Source organism: Salinimicrobium sediminilitoris (assembly GCF_020866905.1).
Classification (GTDB): Bacteria; Bacteroidota; Bacteroidia; order Flavobacteriales; family Flavobacteriaceae; genus Salinimicrobium; species Salinimicrobium sediminilitoris.
This window is the reverse complement of record NZ_JAIVCC010000016.1, coordinates 209797-225491: the sequence shown is the minus strand read 5'-3', so window position 1 is coordinate 225491 and position 15695 is coordinate 209797. Positions and strand designations below refer to the sequence as shown.

Below are 15695 nucleotides of genomic sequence, written 5' to 3'. Positions count from 1 at the left end.
TTCTAATTGCTTCAACTATAGATTAAAAATATAAAAATATTATTTCTCGTAACCGAGTATTTTTAGAAAGTCCTGAGGCTCCTGTTGCTCGCTGAATAAGGTAGTTTCAAGGTTTCCGTCTTTATCTCTGTTAATTAAAATTTGTTTTGGCTGCGGAATTAAGCAATGCTGTAACCCACCAAAACCGCCAATGGTATCCTGATAAGCTCCCGTGTTAAAAAACCCAATGTACAGGGGCTTGTCTCGTTTGTATTTAGGTAAATAAATGGCGTTAGTATTCTGCTCGGAGTTGTAATAGTCATCACTGTCACAAGTGAGGCCGCCAAGTAATACCCGCTCATACTCATCATTCCATCGGTTCACCGCCAGCATGACAAATTTCTTGCTTATTGCCCAGGTATCGGGCAGGGTTGTAATGAAAGATGAATTGATCATATTCCATTTCTCCCGGTCATTCTGCTGTTTCTGATATAGAATTTCATAAATAGCACCACCGCTTTCCCCTACAGTAAAGGATCCGAATTCTGTAAATATGTTCGGCACATCCACTTCGGCTTCATCACAGGCGATCTTGATCTGGTTTACGATCTCCTCCACCATATACTTATAATCATATTCGAAATGAAGAGAGTTTTTTACGGGAAAACCTCCACCAATATTAAGACTGTCAAGGGAAGGGCAAATCTTCTTCAAATTAATATAAACCCGGAGACATTTTAGCAATTCATTCCAGTAATAGGCAGTATCACGAATTCCGGTATTAATGAAAAAGTGTAGCATCTTCAGCTCCACCTGGTCATTGTCCTTGATCTGTTTATTAAAGAAAGGAACAATATTTTTATAACCTATTCCCAACCGGGAGGTGTAAAATTCAAACTTTGGCTCCTCTTCAGAAGCAATTCTAATCCCAATCTTGTATTTCCCATCAATAGCTTCGGAAAGCAGATCGATCTCTTCATAATTATCAATTATGGGAATACAATTCTTGTGACCACCGTTAATAAGGTTTGCAATATTGGCAATATAGCCGTTCCTTTTAAAACCGTTACAAATGACATAAGTGTCATTGGTAATCTTCCCTTTCTTTTTAAGGTTCTCCACAATATTGATATCTACTGAAGCTGATGTTTCTATATGGATATCATTCTTCAAAGCTTCATTAAGAACATGTTGAAAATGCGAGCTTTTTGTACAATAGCAATAATTGTAACTACCCTTATAATCATGCTTTCTTAAAGCTTCGGCAAACCAATCTTTTGCTCTGTTGATATTTTGCGAGATCTTAGGCAGGTAGGTAAACTTTAAAGGCGCACCGTACTCTTTTACAAGTTCCATAAGATCAATGCCATGAAATTGCAGTTCGCCTTCTTCAACATTAAATTCTTCCTGGGGGAAATAATATGTCTGGTCGATTAAATCGCTGTACTTCGTATTCAATTTTTACGTAATAATGTTTAAAGTTAAAAAGTAGAAATTATAAGCCAATGCTGAAAAAATAAGGTGATAAAAGTTTGTTAAGGCGAAAATAGCCAGGGAGGGAAAATGCTATAAACCAACCGGGTAGCGCCCGTGGTGTTTCTTTCATCATATTTGCTAAGCTAAAGCAAATGTATCAAAAAGCCGGAAAGTTGAAGGATTTTTTTCATATCTCCTTTCAGAACTTTCCGGCCTTAATTTTATGCTTTATTACAGAGTGAAATTAAATATTCGAAAGGTTGATCACCTCCTGTTTACTTAATACTCTCCAGTGGCCGCGTGTGAGATCTTTTTTTGTAAGCCCTCCATAAACTACACGATCAAGTTTCATAATTTCGTATCCAAGACTTTTGAAAATCCTCTGAACAATGTGGGGTTTGGTACTTTTTATCTCAAGACCTATCTCCCTCTTCGGTTTGTTCTCTACATAACTTACCTCTGTAACTTTAGCAATACCATCTTCAAGCTTAACACCTTCTTTTATCTTTTGTAGATCATCATAGGCAAGATCCTTATCAAGCTCTATGTGGTAGATCTGTCTAATTCCGTTTTTAGGATTGGCAAGATTCTTTGCCATAGTTCCATCATTGGTAAACAGCAGTAAACCTGTCGATTGTGTCTCAAGTTTACCAACAGGATCAAGTTTTGATTTTGAAGCCCCGGCAATAAGGTCCATAACAGTTCTATTCTTGTTATCAAGACTTCCTGTCACGAAAAACCCTTTTGGCTTGTTGAGAAGGATATACTCCGGTTTCTCGGGATAGATACGCCTGCCGTCAAATTTCACTTCGTCCTTTAGTTGCACCTTATGGCCCATTTCTGTAACCACCTGCCCGTTCACTGTCACGCTTCCTGCTGCAATATAGATATCGGCATCTCTCCTGGAGCATACTCCAGAGTTTGCTACAAACTTATTTAGTCTTATTCCTTCACTCTTGGCTGCACCCTGCTTCTTTTTTACAGGAGCATTGCCACGGGACATATTTTTAGGATCCTTTTCATCTCGGCTAACCGGAGCATTCCCACGGGAATGGGATTTGGAACGGCCAGCACCGCCCCGTCTTCCGCTACTCGTTTTGTTGGAAGAGCGGTCTCCCCTGCTTCCGGATGACCTGTCATTTCTACTCATATTAAAATAATTTTGTACAAAGATAGTGGTTTGTTTAACAATACGATTGCAAGCACCAAAATCCAATACAAGATTTGAAGATGTGGGGATTTGAAAATTTGAAGATGAATGAAAAATGAAATTCCAAGTTCCAAGTTCCAAATTCCAAAAAGGTTAATTGGAGATTAGTGATTAGGGATTTTAAATTCAATTAAAGAATCTGCGAAGATCAGCGTGATCTGCGGGAAAAAATGAAAAAAATCCCAAGCACCAAATTCCATTTGAGACAAAATTCTTCGTGCTCTTCATTTTTTTGGCTTAGTGGTCTTTGTGTAAAACATCGAACCCTCTAAGCAGGCCCCATTTTTTTTATTAATATTAGAGTAATAATGATGAGATTTCTCAGTCGCGAAAAAGCTCCATCGAAATGACAATGTCACTTCATTATAGCTCCTAATATACCACTCAGGAGAAATAAAAAATTATCTGTGCATCTGTGGCCTTTATTTCAGATTTTCTGGTTCTATACTCGAAAACCTTCTAAAATATTCAATTAAAACACTCTGCTAAGCAATGCATCCACATCAATTAGGAGGATACTAAAAACACCTGCGACAATGATAAATTTCAACAGGTTGTGCAACAATACATACTGCCATTTTGCTTTGCTGAAATAGAGCACCAGCAGGAAAATTACCTGCACAACCAAAGCCCCGTAAAAAAAGTAATACATCTTCCCGATCTCAAAATGAAAAATGAGAAAATGAACCGGGATCATAGATAGAAAAGTAAGTGCGGTAATTAAGCTCTTACTGGCATTCTCGCCATAAACAATAGGAATGGTCCTGTAGCCCTGCGCTATGTCGCCCTTCATATTCTCAAGGTCCTTTACAGGTTCGCGCATGAGGATGATAAGGTACAAAAAGGCCGCGTGTACCAGGATCACGGTATCAAAATTCTTGTAATACAGGAAAACCGCAAAGAATGGGGTAATAGTAATTACAGAGGCCACCAAATTATTGAAAAAGAGTATTTTTTTGAGACGGTGGGAATAAAACCAGATCACAAAAATATATATAGCAAAGAAAGATACTGCCCTAAAAGAGAGGTAGCTGGCAAAAAATATACCGGCAAGGTTAAGAATAAAATATACAGAAAGCTTGGTACGCTGACTTACAAATCTGTCGAGCATCGTCTTTTGCGGCCGATTGATCAGGTCTTTCTCGCTGTCGTAAAAATTATTGATGATATATCCTGCAGCCACAATAGAAGCCGTAGCCAGCACCATAAAAAATAAATTGGGATCAAAAAGCACCTCCCCCATGGGATGATCGGGTGCCAGGATGAATATAGAAGTGAGATACTGGGCAATGACAAGCACCAGGATATTGTAGCCCCTAATGACCGAAATAAAGCTGAGAATCTTAAGCAGAAGCCGCTTTTTGGAAATAGAAGCCATGGATCGCTTTAGAAGTTGTAGACTACTTCCAGGCGGTAATCCTTTAATGCTTTTCTGGCTTTTTCAATATCTTCAGTAAATCCGAGAATGTATCCACCCCCACCGGAACCACACAGCTTAAGATAATAGTCGTTGGTCTCAATCCCGTTTTTCCAAAGTTTATGAAATTGAGCAGGGATCATAGGTTTAAAATTATCAAGCACAACATGAGACAACTTCTTCATATTCCCAAAAAGGGATTTTACATCACCTTTTAAGAAATCATCGACACAGGCATCGGTATGTTTTACAAACTGGTCTTTCAGCATTTTTCTGAAAGGCTCCTGCTTCATATTCTCCATGAAAATATTCACCATGGGAGCAGTCTCTCCAACAGACCCACTGTCGAGAAGAAACACCGCGCCTTTCCCGTTCTGCGTTTGTGACGGAATGCCGGCAGGTTCTATGTTGTCTTTTGAATTTATAAGAATTGGAATGCTTAAATAAGAGTTCAAGGGATCCAGTCCAGAGGACTTTCCGTGGAAGAAAGACTCCATCTCCCCAAAGATCTTTTTCAATTTTAAAAGTTTCTCTCTGGTAAGGTTTTCCAGCACCGTGATCTTTTCTACCGCATACTCATCATAGATCGCAGCCACTAAAGCACCACTGCTCCCAACGCCATATCCTTGTGGAATACTGGAATCGAAATACATACCTTTTTCAATATCTGCCTTAAGTTCTTTCAAATTGAACTGGACAAGCTCCGGCATTTTCTCCTGCAGCTCCTCAAGATAATCTGCAAATCTTTTGAGACTTTGATTAGATTTTTGTGCTTCTTCAGATGGATTTTCATCAACCTTTAAAGCCCCATTATAGAAATTATAGGGAATAGATAAACCTTTGGAATCTTTAATGATCCCATATTCTCCGAAGAGTAAGATTTTTGAATAAAATAAAGGTCCTTTCATACCATTTCTGTTTGGGGCGAGGTCTTTCTAAGCTGAAAAACTCCTTTTTAAGTCTAACCAAAGTTAGCAAAACTAATTAACATTTGGCCTCCAACCTTCTTTAAGTCATATGATTATGATCAGTTTATGATAAAATCCTGTTAAAGAAAGAAGCAACACCTATTAAACCGCAAATATAGCACCCATTATAAATCTGTGCAATAGTCTTGATTTTCAGGAGGTAAACAATCAAATTTTAAGCCAGTTTTTTCGCTCCACTGCCCACCTTGTCATTGATATACTGCCCGTTCTGGCAGTACTGCTTAAGCTCGTTTTCTATAAATTCCAGGGTTTGCTCTGCCTCGTTATCTGGATAGAGCAAATGTACATTCGCACCCGCATCAAGAGTAAAACATGCGTGCAGGCCGGTTTCCTCCCTAAACCTGAAAATTTTGTTGATGATCGCCAGCGTATTAGGTTTCATTAGGAGAAAGTACGGCTGACTCGTCATCATCATCGCATGCAGCGTTAATGCTTCACTTTCCACCACTTTTATAAATTCCTCCAGATCGCCACTGCGGAAGATCTTTTTGAGTTTATCCAAATTGTCATGTGCCTGGCGAAAACGGGTTTCGGCGTAAGGATGGTCGTTCATTAGATCATGACCAACGGTACTGCTCACCTGTTTCTCTCCCTTATCGACCAGCAAAATTGTGTCGCGGTAATTCCTGAAATTCTCGTGAACTTCATCTCTAAAAGGCACTCCGTAAAGGTCACTACTCTCATAAATAGTGTTGTGCATTCCCCAAACAACGAGCTCTCCTTCAATACTGCGGCAGGCACTGCCCGACCCCAGCCTCGCCAAAAATGAGCTTTTTCGGGTGAAATATTCCTCATCCATTTTGGGATCCAACTGCTTTTCAAGGCTCATCAAGCAAAGCGCCAAAGCACTCATTCCGCTGGCAGAAGATGCTATTCCGCTGCTGTGAGGAAAGGAGTTGGATGTTTCTATGCTGAATTTATAATCTTTCAAAAAAAGTAAATATGGCTCCACCCTTTCTAAAAACTTCTCGATCTTGGGACGAAAAGACTCTTTTTTCTCTCCTTCGAAAAGCAATTCAAAATCAAAATCGGAAGCAGGGTTTTCTTTCTTCTGAAAATTCAGTGTAGTGGTGGTCCGGCAATGATCCAATGTAAAACTGATTGAAGGATTTGCCGGAATTTGATTTTCCAGTTTCCCCCAATACTTTACAAGAGCGATATTACTCGGACTTTCCCATGTCACTTCTCCTTGCTGTACAGAAGACTCGTATGGCTTCGGAATGAAATCTTTTTTGGTCATGCTTGCAGTTTACGCAAAGATAGATTTTCCTGAAAAAGCTAAAGCCGTTTAAAAATGCTATTTTAGAGAGGCAATAAAAATAAAACTATGAGCAAGACCATATTGATCACCGGTGCCTCCAGCGGAATTGGCAGGGCAACAGCAAAACTTTTTACTGAAAAAGGCTGGAATGTTGCAGCAACCATGCGTTCTCCCGAAGAAGAAAAAGAGCTGAAAGAGCTTCCAAATCTTAAGCTTTATACGCTGGATGTCACTAAAAAAGAGCATTTGAAAAATATAATTTCTGAAGTGGAAAAGGATTTCTCATCCATTGATGTACTTTTTAATAATGCGGGTTACGGTGCCGTAGGTGCTTTTGAAAAATCTTCAGAGGAACAGGTTTTGCACCAGTTTCAGGTTAATGTCTTTGGAGTTATGGATCTCACCCGGGAATTTATTCCCTACTTCAAAAAAAGAGGGGAAGGCATGATCATCAATACCTCCTCTGTGGTAGGCCGGTTCACCATTCCGCTTTACAGTTTGTACTGCTCCAGTAAATGGGCACTCGAAGGTTTTACTGAAGCTTTGCAGTATGAACTAAAGCAGTTCAACATCAAAGTGAAAATGATTGAACCTGCCGCTATTAAAACCGATTTCCATGGCAGGTCTCTCAAAGTTTTTGAAAATGATGCCGTCAAAGGTTACAATAAAATGGAGAAAAATATTCTAAGCGGAATGAGGAAAAGAAATGAAAAAGCACCCGGACCCGAAGTAGTTGCAAAAACAGTTTTTAAAGCCGCTACAGATGGATCTCAGAAATTAAGATATCCTGCCGGAAAAGGTGCCGGGGCGGTGCTCTTTGCCCGGAAGATCCTTCCCACTTCCTGGTTCAATAAAATGGTTTTTAAGCAACAGAGTCGGTAGTCATAGCCTTTGCAGCAAGAAATCCGCCGGTCCAGGCATTCTGGAAGTTGAAGCCGCCGGTAATGGCATCGATGTTCAAAACTTCACCTGCCAAAAAGAGGTTTTTACAGACCTTGCTTTCAAAGGTTTTAAAATTAACTTCCTTTAATTCAACTCCGCCGGCGGTAACAAATTCTTCTTTAAAGGTGCTTTTTCCGTGCACCTGAAAAGTGCCACAACTAAGTTGGTTTGTTAATTCCTCCAGCTGTTGCTTATTAAGGTCGGCCCAGCGAACCTCAACACCAATTCCTGAGGCATTCACCAAACTTTGCCACAGTCGTTTTGGTAAACCGAATTGTGCATAATTCTGCGGATGCTGTTTTGCGTTTTCTTTTTTGAGGCGTTGCAGTTCTTTAGTAATTTCTTCAGGAGAAACTTCGGGCAGCCAGTTGACTTCGATCTCAAAATTCTTTTTATCGCTGAGTTCCCTGGCGCCCCAGGCAGAAAGTTTAAGAATGGCAGGGCCGCTCATGCCCCAATGGGTGATCAACAGCGGTCCTGAAGTTTCAAGTTTTTCTCTTTTTACTCGAACCACGGCATCTGTCGCCACTCCGGGGAGATCTTTAATTCGGGCATCTGTGATCTTGAAGGTGAATAAAGAAGGTACTCCGGGCACAACCGTGTGACCCAGATCCTTCAGCATTTCCCACATTTTTGGATTGCTGCCTGTGGCTACAAGAACTTTTTCTGTAGTAAAATTTTCCTGCGAAGTCGTGACTTCCCATCGTCCATCCTTCTGCTTAAGGCCCTGCACCGCCCTTTTTGTAAGCACTTCAATATTTAACCTTTTTGACTCCTCTAGAAAAAGATCTATGATGGTTTCTGAAGAATTGGACTCAGGGAACATCCTGCCGTCTTCTTCGATCTTTAGCGGAACTCCTCTTTTCTCAAACCATTCTATGGTATCTCCCGTCATAAAGCTGTGGAAAGGTCCACGTAATTCTTTTTCTCCCCGGGGATAATTGCGTGTGAGCTCCTTCGGAAGAAATTCGGCGTGGGTGACATTACAGCGGCCACCGCCGGAGATCCGGACCTTCGTAAGCAGCTCCTTTCCCCTTTCGAGGATACAAATGCGGGCTTCAGGCGCCATTTCGGCAGCATTTATTGCGGTGAAAAACCCGGCAGCACCGCCACCAATAATTATTATGTCGTAAGAAAGAGGTTCCAAAAATGTCATTTTTCAGCCTCAAAGGTAGAGATTTCTGCAAGACGTTATTCTTTGTTAAAGACAGCGCTAAATCTTTCTTAAACCTTCCGCAGCCTTGAGAGCGCTTCTATAACTTTAAATTTCAAAAGTTGAATTATGAGCAAACCAAAAGACCTTCCGAAGCAGGAGCAGAAAAAACAACCCGGGAAACAGCAAAAAATGCAGCCCGAGCCCGAGGTGATTAGGAAAGATTATAAGGGCAGCGATAAATTAAAGGGAAAAGTGGCTCTTATTACCGGCGGCGACAGCGGGATTGGGCAAAGTGTTGCCGTGCATTATGCCAAAGAAGGCGCAAAAGTGGCTATAGTCTATCTTTCTGAAGACAAAGACGCAGAAGAAACTAAAAATCTGGTTGAAAAAGCAGGTTCTGAATGCCTGGCCATAAAAGGCGACCTTAAAGAAGAAGCTTTTTGTAAGGAAGTGGTACAGAAGACCGTTGAAAAATTCGGCGGACTTAACATCTTGGTGAATAATGCAGCCATGCAATTCCCACAGGAGGATCCTGAAGATGTTTCTTCAAACCAGGTGAGAAAAACATTTGAAACTAATATTTATCCTTATTTCTTTACCGTAACAGAAGCTTTAAAGCACCTTAAAGATGGGGACTGTATCATCAATACCACTTCGGTAACTGCTTACAGGGGTAGTGAACACCTGCTGGATTATTCCAGTACTAAAGGCGCAATTACGGCTTATACCCGCTCCCTTTCCAAGATGCTCGCAGAAAAGAACATTCGGGTGAACGGTGTGGCGCCGGGCCCTATCTGGACTCCGCTCATCCCCGCAAGTTTCGATGCAGAACACGTAACAGAATTCGGGAAAAAAGTCCCCATGGGAAGAGCAGGACAGCCCAGCGAAGTAGGGCCCGCTTATGTCTTTTTGGCCAGCAAGGACGGCAGCTATATCACAGGGCAGGTGATCCATGTTAATGGTGGGGAAGTTGTTGGAGCTTAATGTTAGGCTGGACAGAAATATTAGGTCTCACCGCCGGAGTCTTTACAACAGCCGCAGTTACCCCGCAGATCTGGAAGGCCTGGAAGACGAAAGAGGTGGATGACGTTTCCCTGGGAATGTTCTTTGTACTTATAACAGGACTGGCGCTTTGGGTGGCTTATGGGATCATTACCAAAGACATACCTATTATTGCCACAAATGGGGTTGCATTCACACTTAATAGTTTTATGCTGTTTCTCATTTACCGCTATCGGGAGAAAAAATAACCCATTTCGCATTTAGCTGTTAATCTTACTTAAAACTCAATTAAGAGATTCTTAAACCTGCTGATAAAAAGCACTTCAGGCTTTATTTTTACAGAAATCCTATTTATGTCACGTGTACAAACCCCAGAAGTTGATAATAATTCATCTTCTTCCAAAACAGAATTCGAAGATTTTATCATAGCTAAGGACCATCCATGTTTAATGGCCCAAACGGTCTTTAGTATGGATAAGGTTGACTTTCATGAATATGATAACTTCGGAAGCAGGGAAACTGCAAAAGCAATTCTGGCAGACCTGAAGAAGTACATCGCAGCTTATGATTTCGAGAGCAATGAATTTTTGACTTTTTTAGTGGCCTTTAAAGGGAAGCAGGATTATACCGAAGAAGAATTTGAAAAAACACTGTGGGAACAATTACAACATTTGCACGAGGTAGACGATACCGAATGGGATGAAGCAGTAAGTCCCGATCCCGAAAATAAGAATTTTAGCTTTAGCCTGGGCGGAAAAGCCTTTTACATTGTGGGTTTACACCCCAACAGTTCCCGCAAAGCCAGGCAGGCACCTTATCCTGCTATTGCTTTTAATCTACACTGGCAGTTCGAGAAATTAAGGGAAATGAACACGTATCATACCGTAAGGGATAAGATACGGGAAAGAGATACTGCCCTGCAGGGAGACATTAATCCCATGCTCGAAGATTTTGGAGAAAACAGTGAGGCACGGCAGTATAGTGGCCGAAAAGTTGGAGAAGAATGGAAATGTCCTTTTCTTCACGGAAAGAAATAAAATATGTTTCGGCAGAAGAAATACCTTAAACAAGATCCCCAATACATTTTTGATTTTATTCAGCATCACCCATTCGCAACTTTTGTCCTGAATGGGGAAGACCTGCTGGCTACTCACATCCCGGTCCTGCTGAAAGGTACTCCGGAAAAATTCCTTTTGTACGGTCATATTGCGGAAGCCAATGAGCAGTACAAATTTCTAAAAGACGGCCTTGAAGCCCTGCTTATCTTTCACGGAGCACAAGGTTATGTCTCTTCCTCCTGGTATAAGGATATCAATATAAGTACATGGGATTATTCAGCCGTACACGTGAACGTAAAGCTTAAATTACAGACTACTGAAGAGCTGGAGGACAGCCTGGATAATCTTATTGAGAGATTCGAGAACGACAAACAAGATCCAATCTACTACAAAGACCTTCCCAGGGACATGATAGAAGACCATCTGCCGCTCATTACAGGTTTTTGGTGTGAACCGGTAAAGGTGCAGGCGATCGCAAAATTACACCAGGGATTTGATAAAGATGATGTAAAGTCGGTGTGTAGTCATTTGGAAAAGAGACAAGACATAGCATTAAGTAAGAATTTGAAAAAAGAACATGGTACAGATCATTGAAAAACAAACCGGCGCAGCCTTCAAGCTTCAAAAAGGGCAAAAATTAAAGGTGATCGATCCGCAGGGGGAACAGGTAAGCGACATGGTTTTATTTAATGCTGAAGATACACGTGAAAAGATCTCTTCGGGGAAAACTCTTGATTTTGAGGAAAGTATTTTAATTTCAAAAGGCGACTGGTTGTGGAGTAACCGAAGCCATAAAATGATGAAGATCCTGGAGGACACCAATGGTCGCAATGACTTTCTACTGGCTCCATGCAGCCCGGAAACTTTTAAGATCATGTACAACAATCCCGACTATCATCCCAGTTGCTTTGAAAACCTGTACACCAATCTCGCTCCCTTCGGAATAGAACCCGATGATGTTCCTACGGCGTTCAATATTTTTATGAATGTGCAATTTGATGAGAAGGGAAATTTAAGTGTGGACCCTCCTATGAGTAAAGCTGGAGATTTTGTTCTCTTTGAAGCCGAAATGGATCTGATAGTTGCCCTCACTGCCTGCTCTGCCGAGGACAGCAACAACGGCAGCTTCAAGCCTATTCACTTCGAAATTCTGGATTAATTTTAGAGTATAGAGTAAACAACTAAACCGGAGTTTCCTCCGGTTTAATTTATTTTGCAAATTATTTCTCACGACCCATTTTAAATGAGTGAAAATAAGTAACTCATATAAAAAGCTGCCACTATTCCAAACACCGATACAGCAAGAACAACCGCTTTATTAATTTTAAACTTCATTAAAATTCAATTTTTGTTTAAATGTAAAAAATACATTTTTTTGAGGAAGATCATTAACAAAGGTTTAGTTTAATTTCGATCCATATTCGACGAACTCTTCATTTTTAACGTTAAACGGTTAGGTTGTAGCAGATTTCTTTTGCTTGCTCCTTATTCTTATGTTTAGCATTTCAATACAAAGGGAGAAGAATAATGCGAAATAGATTTAACCTTTGATAAGATAATATTGCAGTGCTTCCATGACGATTATAAGCCCCAAATCTTTCTCAGAAAAGTTTAAGATTCTAATATTAAGAGTGGCTTCCCGTTTTTTGTTTCATCTTTCCACTAATCTTCTCAGGGACTTGTAAAACGACAAAAACATAATTTTTCTTAGCTTTAAAGAATGAGAGAGAGCGTTTTCAAAGAATCACAAAAATTCTCCCAATGGTGGTTATGGCTATTATTGCTGTCTCTTGGCGCCTTACTTTTCTATATGGGTCCTGCCAACCTGGGAGCCTTAATACTTCTTGTGGTAAGCCTCCTCTTCCTGGTTATGCGTTTAGTTATACAAGTTGACAAAGAAGGGATAAGGTACCGGTTTTTCCCATTTATCAAAAGGCATTATCCCTGGCACGAAATAGCATCTGCCAGGGTGGTAGATTACGGCTTCGTGGGTGGTTGGGGGATACGGCTTTTCACCTCTTATGGGACAATCTATAATGTAAAAGGGAGTAAGGGTTTGGCGGTGGAACTAAAAGACGGTAAGAAATTTTGTCTTGGGACCCAAAAGCCTGAAGAACTTGAAAATTTACTTTCATCAATACCTTCTAAAAAGGCCAAATAAAGCATTTTTTTTCCTTCTCGCATTTTTCATTACTCTGCCGGTTCTGTCCCAGGAAGCGAGAGATTCTGAACTTTTCCAAATCCTAAAAAAGAACGACAGCCTTTTATTCGATGCAGGGTTTAACCATTGCGACATCGCAGCATTTGAGCACCTCATAGGTGAGGATCTGGAATTTTATCACGAAGAGGGAGGCCTTACTACGAACAAGCAGGATTTTTTGAACAATGTTCGAAACAACATTTGTTCCTCCCCAGATAAAAAGCCGATTAGAAAGTTAGATGCACCAAGCTTGCAGGTCTATCCATTGTACCAGAACGGCAAATTATATGGCGCAATTCAAAAGGGGCGGCATGATTTCTTTATTAAGGAGCCGGGGAAGGAACTGTACCAAACCAGTACTGCTCTTTTTACTCATGTATGGCTCCTGGAAGATGAAAAATGGATCCTAAAACGGGTACTGAGCTATGATCACAAAGGCTAGGGTTTCAAAAAAAGCATTTTCTGCTGTCAATTAATTTTCACTTCTATTCTTCTCTTTTAAATGAACTGAATCCTTTTCGGGATCAAATAAAAAGGCCGCAGAATTTCTGCGGCCTTTTAAACTTACATTAAGTTCCAGATTAGCCATCGCTATTGTCATCGTCATCATCCTCATCATCATCGTCGTCATCTCCATTGTGATCATCAACGCTCACGAAGGCCCCTTGGGAATCAAATTTTAGCTCCATGCCATTGTTCAAAGTAACTTCAAAAGAATTGTCATCCTCTTTTTCGGCTTCAATGATGCTGTTGTCCGGATAATTTTCTGTTATATAATCTCTTATCACCTGCGGCAAATCTGATACTGCGATGTCATCATCATCCTTGTCATCGTTATCATCATCGTCTGCACGACCCAGAAATTCCCCGTCGGCATCAAAGATCAATTCCACATCATTGGAAAGTTCGATCTCATAATTTCCATTGTTTTCGATTTCAGCTTCTTCAATGGTGGTACCGGGGAAATATGTGGTGACGAAATCCCGGATGTTTTCAGGAAGATTTGCGGGTGCAATATGCTCATCTCCAAAATCATCGTCATCATCGTCATCAATTCCCAGGAAATTCCCCTGCTGATCAAAAATAAGTTCTGTTTCGTCGTTGAGCTCTACCTCGTAATTATTGTTATCCTCAATTTCTGCCTCGTAAATGGTGTTCTCGGGATAATTGGTACTTATGTAATCAAGGATCACCTGTGGTAGCGCAGCTGTGTTCACATGATTATCAGCTCGTGGCGCTGTGAGGTTAAGATCCACATCTGTTCCATTATCGCCGCCATCATCGTCACTGGAACAGGAATTAAAAGTGAGCATGGCCACGATTGCCAGGCTAAAAAGCTTCAGTTCTTTCATAATACATTTATTTATAGTGGTTTGCGCCTGTAAAACGCGGGAACCGGCTTCAAATTTTAAACTTCTTCAGTTTTAGCACAATTTTAGCATTAACCGGGTTTTGTTAACTTTTGCTTATTCGGAAAAAAATTGCTCCAGGCCTGCCTGCCTCACGCCGTCATCCCTGAAAATCTAATTGCGTAGCGTTCTGAATTACGAATCATTCAGAAAAAGAGTCTACAGCTTTTATTACTTCGCGCAGAAATGTATTAATATTAAAATCGGGGTGCTCCACCAGTCCCAGTCGAACCACTACCAGGTCTTTAGAAGGGATAATGAAAACATGTTGGCCCTGGAAACCGTTGGCTGAAAACAGATCGCGCGGCACATCGGGATATAATCCGCCGGCATTGAGCCAGAAATGTGCGCCATATTCCCCATTGGAGCCCTCCACAGGTTTTACCGTGTAATCTATCCAATCTTTGTTGATGATCTGTTCTCCATTCCAGTTGCCCTCACTGAGATACAGCAACCCAAATTTGGCCCAGTCGCGGGCAGTGGCCCAGGAATAGGAAGATCCTACATAATTCCCTGCAAGATCTGTCTCCAGGGTCATGGAATGCATTCCTATCTTATCTATAAGTTCTTTATACCAAAAGTCGAGGTATTCCTGATAGGAATTAAATTGATCCCGAATAAAACCTGATAAAAGATTAGAAATACCCGAAGAATAGTTCCAGATGCTGCCGGGCTCGCCAACCAGGGGTTTGTAAAGCTGAACTTCACTCATATCTTCGGCCAGAAAAAGCATGTTTGTAACATCTGAAATTTTAGTGTAATCTTCCTCCCAGGCGAGTCCGCTGTTCATGTGCAGGAGATCATTGATCGTGATCTGAGCTCTTTCATCTTCCTCCCATTCGGGAAACAGGTGGTCCTGCTCCAGGTCAATTTCCCCCTGTTTTTCCAACACCCCCAGTACGGCACTGGTAATACTTTTTGTCATTGACCACCCCAATAATTTAGTTTCTTCAGAAAAACCCGGGGCATATCTTTCGGCTATTAGGTGATCTTTGTAAAGAACTACAACAGCTCTTGTTTTATGCTCCTCTAAAAAGGCATTTTCAAGCGCTATTTCCAGCTGAGCGGTATCAACTTCAGCAAAAACTGTATCCTGCGGACTCTCATGTCCATAAGGATAAGGCGCTGCAACAGGAGTTTGCACCCGTTCAGGACTTGCTTCCGGCAGGTCATTTTTGTCACTTCCTTCCGGAAGAAGAGTGCAACCGAGTCCGGGATTAAACTGTGCAGTACGCTTTTTAAGCCCAAAGACAGTGGCTGAAGCTGAACGTTTTTCATAATCTATTTCATACTCTGCGAGATCCACAGGATCAAAGCCATTGTCCTGAGAAGCTACGGTCCCGGGATCACGATTGGCTTCAAAGACGCAGGAACACTGGTTCTTCGCTGCAAAACCGGTGATGAGATTGAGACGGGGATAGTAGATGTAAGCGACAATTCCAAGCCCGAGGAGAATGAAGATAAGAACGGCAGTAAAGATCTTTTTCATGGAGAAATATTGGGAATTTAAATATAAACGTAAATCCCAATACCCTCCAAAAATGAGGGAATAATACCGGATTTTTGAAGAATTAAATACAGGGAGCAGTGGTTTGG

16 protein-coding genes are annotated in these 15695 nt (G+C 41.1%); 8 read left to right on the top strand and 8 right to left on the bottom strand.

The features are described 5' to 3' along the window. Positions 1–39 precede the first annotated feature (39 nt). The 5 genes from LA313_RS14670 to LA313_RS14650 form a co-directional block, all read right to left on the bottom strand. Positions 40–1437 carry an arginine decarboxylase gene (locus tag LA313_RS14670; protein ID WP_228916309.1) on the bottom strand — a complete coding sequence of 466 codons (1398 nt, stop codon included), beginning with the start codon at positions 1435–1437 and terminating at the stop codon, positions 40–42. Between the two features lie 262 nt (positions 1438–1699). Beyond that, positions 1700–2605, bottom strand: coding sequence for a pseudouridine synthase (locus LA313_RS14665; RefSeq protein WP_228916307.1), 906 nt, complete (start codon positions 2603–2605; stop codon positions 1700–1702). A 532-nt stretch (positions 2606–3137) separates the two neighbouring features. Further along, positions 3138–4043 (bottom strand): geranylgeranylglycerol-phosphate geranylgeranyltransferase, encoded by a 906-nt coding sequence (locus LA313_RS14660; protein ID WP_228916305.1) that lies wholly within the window; start codon positions 4041–4043, stop codon positions 3138–3140. A gap of 8 nt (positions 4044–4051) precedes the next feature. After that, a complete protein-coding gene (locus LA313_RS14655) occupies positions 4052–4990 on the bottom strand; it encodes a mevalonate kinase family protein (RefSeq protein WP_228916303.1) in 939 nt (312 codons plus the stop codon). Between the two features lie 235 nt (positions 4991–5225). Continuing rightward, positions 5226–6311 (bottom strand): diphosphomevalonate/mevalonate 3,5-bisphosphate decarboxylase family protein, encoded by a 1086-nt coding sequence (locus LA313_RS14650; protein ID WP_228916301.1) that lies wholly within the window; start codon positions 6309–6311, stop codon positions 5226–5228. Between the two features lie 87 nt (positions 6312–6398). Here LA313_RS14650 and LA313_RS14645 point away from each other — a divergent pair, with 87 nt between their 5' ends. Then, positions 6399–7214 (top strand): SDR family oxidoreductase, encoded by an 816-nt coding sequence (locus LA313_RS14645; RefSeq protein WP_228916299.1) that lies wholly within the window; start codon positions 6399–6401, stop codon positions 7212–7214. On the opposite strand, the gene LA313_RS14640 is transcribed toward LA313_RS14645, so the two are convergent. Beyond that, positions 7195–8430, bottom strand: a complete 1236-nt coding sequence (locus LA313_RS14640) for a BaiN/RdsA family NAD(P)/FAD-dependent oxidoreductase (RefSeq protein ID WP_228916297.1) — start codon at positions 8428–8430, stop codon at positions 7195–7197. The two genes, LA313_RS14645 and LA313_RS14640, sit on opposite strands and share 20 nt — an antisense overlap. Before the next feature lie 126 nt (positions 8431–8556). Between LA313_RS14640 and LA313_RS14635 the strand changes: the two genes are divergently transcribed. The 7 genes from LA313_RS14635 (at position 8557) to LA313_RS14605 (ending at position 13132) form a co-directional block, all read left to right on the top strand. Next, complete coding sequence (locus LA313_RS14635; protein ID WP_228916295.1) at positions 8557–9414, top strand: SDR family oxidoreductase; 858 nt, start codon at positions 8557–8559, stop codon at positions 9412–9414. Next, positions 9414–9680 carry a SemiSWEET family sugar transporter gene (locus LA313_RS14630; protein ID WP_228916293.1) on the top strand — a complete coding sequence of 89 codons (267 nt, stop codon included), beginning with the start codon at positions 9414–9416 and terminating at the stop codon, positions 9678–9680. The genes LA313_RS14635 and LA313_RS14630 overlap by 1 nt, the downstream gene beginning before the upstream one ends. Positions 9681–9785: 105 nt before the next feature. Beyond that, the gene (gntA, locus tag LA313_RS14625; RefSeq protein WP_228916291.1) at positions 9786–10469 is read left to right on the top strand and encodes a guanitoxin biosynthesis heme-dependent pre-guanitoxin N-hydroxylase GntA; all 684 of its coding nucleotides are present in this window, start codon (positions 9786–9788) and stop codon (positions 10467–10469) included. Between the two features lie 3 nt (positions 10470–10472). After that, complete coding sequence (locus LA313_RS14620; protein ID WP_228916289.1) at positions 10473–11084, top strand: FMN-binding negative transcriptional regulator; 612 nt, start codon at positions 10473–10475, stop codon at positions 11082–11084. Next, positions 11068–11649 (top strand): DUF1989 domain-containing protein, encoded by a 582-nt coding sequence (locus LA313_RS14615; protein WP_228916287.1) that lies wholly within the window; start codon positions 11068–11070, stop codon positions 11647–11649. The genes LA313_RS14620 and LA313_RS14615 overlap by 17 nt, the downstream gene beginning before the upstream one ends. Positions 11650–12210: 561 nt before the next feature. After that, positions 12211–12651, top strand: a complete 441-nt coding sequence (locus LA313_RS14610) for a hypothetical protein (RefSeq protein ID WP_228916285.1) — start codon at positions 12211–12213, stop codon at positions 12649–12651. Further along, entirely contained in the window at positions 12608–13132 is a 525-nt protein-coding gene (locus LA313_RS14605) for a nuclear transport factor 2 family protein (protein ID WP_228916283.1), read from the top strand. The genes LA313_RS14610 and LA313_RS14605 overlap by 44 nt, the downstream gene beginning before the upstream one ends. 139 nt (positions 13133–13271) lie before the next feature. Here the strand turns inward: LA313_RS14605 and LA313_RS14600 are convergent, their stop codons facing one another. Both LA313_RS14600 and LA313_RS14595 read right to left on the bottom strand, forming a co-directional pair. After that, complete coding sequence (locus LA313_RS14600; RefSeq protein ID WP_228916282.1) at positions 13272–14042, bottom strand: PepSY-like domain-containing protein; 771 nt, start codon at positions 14040–14042, stop codon at positions 13272–13274. Between the two features lie 199 nt (positions 14043–14241). Next, a complete protein-coding gene (locus LA313_RS14595; protein WP_228916280.1) occupies positions 14242–15588 on the bottom strand; it encodes a serine hydrolase domain-containing protein in 1347 nt (448 codons plus the stop codon). Positions 15589–15695: the final 107 nt, after the last annotated feature.